Genomic DNA, 5,429 nt, shown 5'->3' with positions numbered 1-5,429 from the left:
GCCGGGGACGAGTGGCCGGCCTGCGCGCCGGGCGTCCGGAAGCCGCACTCGTCCGTGAGCCGTCGTACGCCGCCCACCGCGACGGCCGCCGATACGGCCATGACCGACGCGAGCAGCACCGCCATCCGCGCGTAGTCGCCCCGCCCGCCCGCCGCGGCCAGCGCCGGCGCGGCGACCCCGGCGCCCAGGAGCCCGACGGTCAGCAGGACCATGCGGAACATGAAGACCCGGGTCCGCTCGTGGTACCCGACCCGCAGGTCGGACGGTGTCGTCAGGTAGGGCACCTGGAAGCAGGCGAACAGCAGGTTGCCCACCACGAACCAGCACCCCACCCAGAGCGCCGCCGCCCCTCCGGTCAGGCCGGGCGGCACGCTGAACATCGCCGCCATGGCCACGCCGAGCAGCACCCCGGCCCGCATCATCCGGCGGCGGTGCCCGATCCGGCGCGCCTCCCGGTCCGAACGCGACCCCAGCAGTGGGTGGACGACGATGTCGACCACCTTGGGCAGCAGCAGGGTCAGGCCGGCCGTGAACGCGGGCACGCCGAGGACGTCCGTCAGGAAGTAGAGCAGCAGCAGCCCCGGCACGGTGACCCACACACCCATGCCCACCGAGCCGGCCGCGTACGCCGACAGCGCTCCCCGGCCCGCCCGCGGCGATGCGGTCCGGGCGGCCGTCACGTCCCGCTCCGGTGCCGCTCGACCACACCTGCGGCGAGCGCGGCCCCGTCGAAGACGCCTGCGCGGGTCCGTGCCGCGAGTGTGCGGGCCACGACGCGGTCGGTGAGCGCGGGCAGATGGCGCGCCAGGAAGAACTCCACCGCACCCCTGCGGGTCGTGGTCACGTCCCGCCGCGGCCGTCCGGCCAGCGCCGTCCGGGTGATCGCGTCGACCACACCGTCCAGCGGCTCGTACACGCTCATGCCCTCCAGCGACAGGCCCGCCGCCTTCGTCGAGTCGTGGATCGGGCTGCGCACCGCGGACGGGTACACGCAGCTGACCGAGACATGTGTGCCGAGCTCCAGACGCAGCGCGTCGGCGTACGCGACCATGGCCCGCTTGGAGGCGCCGTAGGCCGCGGCGAGCGGGAGCTGCATGACCGCCATCCGCGAGGCCACCATCACCACCCGCCCGCGCGCCGCGACCAGCGCGCCGACGCAGGCGGCCGTCACCCGCCACGTACCGAGCAGGTTGAGCTCCAGCTGCCGGCGCACCTCCGCGTCGGGCGGGTACTCGGCCGGCGCGGGCCCGCCGGCGCCGGCGTTGTTCACCAGGACGTCGAGCCCGCCCAGCGCGGCGAGGGCGTCCGCGACGGCCGTTGTCACACTGCCGTCGTCGGTGACGTCGCAGCGGATCACGTCGAACGGCTCGTCGCCACGGGGCCGCAGGTCGATGCCGACCACATGCGCCCCGGCGCGTGTCAGCCGCTCGCCCAGGGCCCGGCCGATGGTGCCGGAGGCGCCGGTGATGAGGATCCGTCGTCCACGGGGATCGTGACGGCGGCCGGGGAAGGGAATCGTCACGATGTGGGTGCCTTCGAGGTCGGAGTGTGGACTGCGGCGCCACGGGCCGCCCGGCGGAGGCCTGCCCGGATCTCGCGGGGCAGGGCTGCGACGTACTGGTCGAAGTCGATGCGCATCGTCGGGCGCCTGTCGCCCCACCGTTGGACCGCCGCGGCATGGGCGCGCCGGACCGCGGCGTGCTGCTCGGCCGGTGGCGGCAGGGCGTACCGGCCGGCGAGGTACGCGGCGACGAGCTTGGCCTGCGCCTCCACGACCGGCAGGGCGGCGCCGGTGGACTGCATCAGGCCGACGAAGGCCAGCGTCGGGTCGTCGAGGTGGAAGACCCGCTGGTACAGCGGCATCGCCTCGGCGTCGTCGCCGAGCCAGGTGCTGTCCAGGAACGGGATGGTCACGTGGTAGCCGGTCGCCCACACGATCACGTCGACGCCCTCGGCGGTGCCGTCGGTGAAGACCACCCGGGCTCCGTCGAGCCGTTCGACGCCGGGCCGGGCGACGACCTCGCCGTGGGTGAGCCGGTGCAGGATCGTGTCGCTGACCGTCGGGTGATTCCGGAAGAGCCCGTCGGCCGGGCGCGGCAGCCCGTAGCTCTGCGGAGTGCCGACCGCGAGGCGCAGTACGGTTTCCGCGACCTTCTGCCGGATGCGCCACGGCAGTACCGCGAGGGCTCCGCCGGTCGCGTCCGCGGGGCGGCCGAAGAGGTACTTCGGGACGATGTGCGTGCCGCGCCGCGCCGACAGCAGCACGGGTCCCGAGGAGACGTACGAGGCGTCCACGGCGATGTCCATCGCGGAGTTGCCCATGCCCACGACGAGCACCCGCCGCCCGGCGAACATTTCCGGGCTGCGGTAGTCGTGGGCGTGCAGTTGGGCGCCGTCGAACGCGCCCGGGTAGGCGGGGGCGGGCCATTTCGGCTCGCGGTTGTGCCCGTTGGCGACGACGACGGCGTCGTACATCTCCGTGGTCGTGTCCGCGCCGCGCCGGGCCGTGACCTCCCACTCCGCATCCCGCCGACGCACGGCGCCGGCCTCGGAGCCGAACCGGATGCGTCCGGTGACTCCGAAGGCGTCCGCGTACTCGGCGAGATAGCCGCCCACCAGTGCGGCCGACGGGAAGTCGGGCCACTGCTCCGGCATCGGGAAGTCGGCGAACTCGGTACGGCCCTTGCTGGTGTTGAGATGCAGGCTGTCGTACGCCGGGGACGTCCCGTCGCCGTCCGGCGCCCAGAGACCGCCGGGCCGGTCGCCCCGCTCCAGGACCGTGACGTCCAGACCCTCCTCGAGCAGCGCCTTGGCCGAGGCCAGCCCCGCCGCCCCCGCACCGATCACCGCAACCCTCGTCGAACCCATGCCGTGCCCCCCTTCCGTGACGGCGCTCATTCAATCGAATGATGGAGAGCAGCGCAATCGTCTCTGACCTGCCTTTTCGCACTCCAGCAGTTGATTGGTACGGCTCAATTACCTCGGGTAGCCTCGGATGCATGAGCAACCATGCCGACGATGGAACCAGCCGAGAACGCATCCTGGAGGCGGCCACCCGGCTCTTCGCCGAGCGCGGGTACGACGCCACGAGCACCCGCGCGATCGGAGAGGCCGTCGGCCTGAACATCGCGACGGTCGCCTATCACGTGGGCGGAAAGTTCGAGTTGTACCGCGCGGTGATGCGCCGCGCCCACCTCGCACAGCGGGAGGTGGCCACTGCCGCGCTGGAGCGACTGCGCGCCTGCGGCCCGTCGGCCGAGGAGACCCGTGCCGCGCTGCTCGGCTTCGTCGACACCTACCTCTCCTTCTGCCTGAGCCACCCCGAGGTCCCTGCGCTGTGGATGCGCCGCTGGCTTTCCGAGGGAGCCGAACTGGCCGAGATCGAGACGGAGTTCGCCGGACCACTGGTCGCCGAGGTCGCGAGCGACGTCCGCACGGTGCTGGAACGCGCCGGAATCGGCACCGGGATCGACGTCGAAATGCTGGTCTTCACGATCGTCTGGACCACTCACTCCTTCGGCCAGGCCGGAGTCATCGACCCCGCCGGACGCCGCCTCGGCCCACGCGACCTGGCCGCACTCGACCGCTTCCGCCGCCATCTGCACGCCGTCGTGACCGGGGTACTGGACCAGGGAGGAAGGCCGCCGGGCGAACGCCGGGCGTGACAGCCGGCGCCCGCACGGGTTCACCGGCTCCACACCGTCCCGGCGTTGCCATTGCCCGATGGACGCGACCGCCGACGCGACGGGCAACGAATGTACGCATGGCGGACACACACAGGCTGGACGCACACGCACCGAGGACCACCTGATCCGTCGTCGACCACGCCGAAGGCGGCATGCCCGACCGGCCGGCATCTTGGGCTCAGCGGACGCCGCGGCAGCCACCGGCGCAACTGACGGGGCGGAACCACGGTCGCGCCGCGGCGGCCCGGGGCGGGAACCGCGATCGTGATGTGCGGGCCGGTTTCGACGCGGATCCGCCGCCAGAGGTACCGCCGATCGCCGGACACCCCCCGACGGAGCCGCCCGTGAGCGGGAGAACGTCCGACTCACGGGCAGCACAGGATGCAAAGGCTGCGACCGGCCCGCCCGACCGGATGCCCATACCCCTTGGACGTCGGCCGAGTTGACCCGCCGCGCGGCGGCTCGACCGGCGCCTCGGCGCCTCGGGCCTCAGACGCGCCGTGAACGGTCGCGCGATGTCCACCCTCAGCGAACACAAGAACAGCCTCCGACCTGGGCATTCCAACGGATCACCAGGACGCATCCCCCTCACAACCTTCTGTACGTCCTGTACATTTTTCACGGAAGCCCGCACAGGGCCCGGTCCGTTCCGAAGGAGAGGCGTCACCATGCCGTTCCGTCCCGCAGCCCGCCACGTGCTGCCCGAGTTCACCGAGCGCACGACCGACGGTGTCCGTACCGTCGACCCGTACTCCAAGCTGCTGGCCGAGCGCATCGTCTTCCTCGGCACTCCCGTCGACGACGCCGCCGCCTCCGATCTGGTCGCGCAGTTCATGTATCTGGAGCACGCCGCACCGGACCGGCCCGTCTCGCTCTACATCAACTCCCCCGGCGGCTCGTTCGAGGCCATGTCCGCGATCTACGACACCATGCGGTACGTGAGCTGCGAGGTGGAGACCTTCTGCCTCGGGCAGGCCGGCCCCTGCGCCTCCCTGCTCCTCGCCGCGGGCACCCCCGGCCACCGGCACGCACTGCCCGGCGCGCGGGTCGTCGTGCGCCAGCCCGAGCTCCCCGAGCCCATGCGGGGCCAGCCGTCCGACCTGGCCGTCGAGGCACGGGAGATGGACCGGCTCCATACGCTGCTGATCGAACTGCTGGCCCGGCACACCGGCCGCGACACCGAGCAGGTCGCCGCGGACATCGAACGCGAACTGATCCTCGACGCCGCGGGAGCCCGGACGTACGGCCTGGTGGATCACGTCCTGGAGAACCGGAACGCCGCGCGCCCCCCGCACCCCTCGCGGTGACCGCCCGATGAGACCGCGCGAGCTCCCGCCGCTTCCCGCGCTGACCCGCGCGGAGGGAGAGTTCATCGACCGTTACCTCGACGTTGTCGACCAGGTCGGCCGGATCAACCCGGCCCGGGGCAGCGACACCTACGGCGCACTGCGTGCCGCACAGGCGCTGGCTTCGCACGCGGCGGCGCTGCGGGACGCGCTGACGCTGATGCACGAGCGCGGGGAGGCGAGGATCCACACCGCGACACTCGCCCGAGCGCTGCGCGTCCTGGACGGTGAACGGCGCGCCGGGCGCGTCACCGTACCCCCGGATCCCCCGACTTGACCGGAGCGTGCGCTCCGCCGTGGGGGGGGGGGGGGGGCGCCGGGCCGCCCCCCCGCCCCGCCCCCCGCGACTCGCCTCGATGTGCTGCGCCATGCCATGGTGCAGCCCCAGCTCCAGACA

6 protein-coding genes are annotated in these 5,429 nt (G+C 72.8%); 3 read left to right on the top strand and 3 right to left on the bottom strand.

Features of this window, described 5'->3' with window-relative positions; all coding sequences use genetic code 11:
* The 3 genes from ACFCV8_RS35295 to ACFCV8_RS35285 all read right to left on the bottom strand — a co-directional run.
* Positions 1-680 (bottom strand): MFS transporter (locus ACFCV8_RS35295; protein WP_376689622.1); only part of this gene is annotated, 680 nt, incomplete at its 3' end.
* Positions 677-1,522 (bottom strand): SDR family NAD(P)-dependent oxidoreductase, encoded by an 846-nt coding sequence (locus tag ACFCV8_RS35290; RefSeq protein ID WP_376689621.1) that lies wholly within the window; start codon positions 1,520-1,522, stop codon positions 677-679. The genes ACFCV8_RS35295 and ACFCV8_RS35290, both read right to left, overlap by 4 nt.
* On the bottom strand, positions 1,519-2,868 hold the full coding sequence (locus ACFCV8_RS35285) for a flavin-containing monooxygenase (protein ID WP_376689620.1): 1,350 nt from the start codon (positions 2,866-2,868) through the stop codon (positions 1,519-1,521). The genes ACFCV8_RS35290 and ACFCV8_RS35285 overlap by 4 nt, the downstream gene beginning before the upstream one ends.
* Before the next feature lie 131 nt (positions 2,869-2,999).
* On the opposite strand from ACFCV8_RS35285, the gene ACFCV8_RS35280 reads away from it, so the two are divergent.
* From ACFCV8_RS35280 to ACFCV8_RS35270, 3 genes are all read left to right on the top strand, one after another.
* Entirely contained in the window at positions 3,000-3,665 is a 666-nt protein-coding gene (locus ACFCV8_RS35280) for a TetR/AcrR family transcriptional regulator (protein WP_376689619.1), read from the top strand.
* Between the two features lie 689 nt (positions 3,666-4,354).
* Positions 4,355-4,993, top strand: a complete 639-nt coding sequence (locus tag ACFCV8_RS35275; protein WP_376689618.1) for an ATP-dependent Clp protease proteolytic subunit — start codon at positions 4,355-4,357, stop codon at positions 4,991-4,993.
* A 7-nt stretch (positions 4,994-5,000) separates the two neighbouring features.
* Positions 5,001-5,309, top strand: a complete 309-nt coding sequence (locus tag ACFCV8_RS35270; protein WP_376689617.1) for a hypothetical protein — start codon at positions 5,001-5,003, stop codon at positions 5,307-5,309.
* The last annotated feature ends 120 nt before the right edge of the window (positions 5,310-5,429 follow it).

Source organism: Streptomyces sp. NPDC056347, from assembly GCF_042262625.1.
Lineage (GTDB): Bacteria > Actinomycetota > Actinomycetes > Streptomycetales > Streptomycetaceae > Streptomyces.
Note: the sequence above shows the minus strand (reverse complement) of the source record. Positions and strands in the feature narration are given on the sequence as shown.